A 973-nucleotide genomic window follows, 5' to 3' on the forward strand; every position below is an offset into this window, starting at 1 on the left:
ATCATCGCCAGCCAGCAGCCCAGCCCCACCAGAAGGCCCAGAAGCAGCGCCGCCCCCATCGAGATATCGACCAGCTGCCTGAGCCCCTTCATCACCAGATAGGCGGCAAAGGTGCCCGCCATGATGCCGACCAGAACCGGCACCCAGATCCGGGCCGCCGCGATCTTGTCCTCGCGGTAGATGATGCGGCTCTTGATGAACCACAGAAAGCCCGCCGCCACCACGCCGCCCAGCAGCGGCGAGACCACCCAGCTGGCCGCGATCGCCGCCATCTGCTCCCAGCTGACCGCGCCGAGGCCGGCCCCGGCCATGCCCGCGCCCATGACCCCGCCCACCACGGCATGCGTGGTCGAGACCGGCGCCCCGATCCAGGTCGCCAGGTTCACCCACAGCGCCGAGGCCAGCAGCGCCGCCATCATCGCCCAGACGAAGGTCGCGGGCGTGTCCAGCGCCTCGGGCGCGACGATGCCCTTGGCCACGGTCGAGACCACGTCGGCCCCGGCGATCAGCGCGCCGGCGCTTTCGAAGACCGCCGCGATCACGATGGCCCCGCCCATGCTGAGCGCATTGGCCCCCACCGCCGGGCCCATGTTGTTGGCCACGTCATTGGCGCCGATATTGAGCGCCATATAGGCGCCGAACACCGCCGCCGTGACCACGATCAGCGTCTCGCCGCTCTGCCCCAGCAGCACCGCCGCGGCCAGCCCGGCCAGGATGACGAAGACCAGGCCGATCCCCGGCGCCACCAGCGGCCGGGCGATATAGGCCGTGGCCGCCTCGATATGCGCGAAGCGGCCGAGATCGCGGTCCAGCGTCTCCAGGTGCCGCGGCTCGAAATCCTTGTCAGACATGTTCCGCCTTTCTGCTCCGGCCGGGTGCTAGGCGGGAATCGGCCCCATATCAAGACGGCGCCGGCACCGGAAGAACAGATCCGCCCGCCACCGCCGCCAGCCAGGCCCGCGAAAACCGCCCC

General features: G+C 70.4%; 1 protein-coding gene. It reads right to left on the reverse strand.

Going from position 1 to position 973, the window contains the following annotated elements:
• Positions 1 to 851 (reverse strand): inorganic phosphate transporter (locus ACDP63_RS25000; RefSeq protein ID WP_409928873.1); only part of this gene is annotated, 851 nt, incomplete at its 3' end.
• Positions 852 to 973 lie beyond the last annotated feature (122 nt).

The sequence above is a fragment of the Paracoccus sp. P2 genome (genome assembly GCF_046335115.1).
Lineage (GTDB): Bacteria > Pseudomonadota > Alphaproteobacteria > Rhodobacterales > Rhodobacteraceae > Paracoccus > Paracoccus pantotrophus.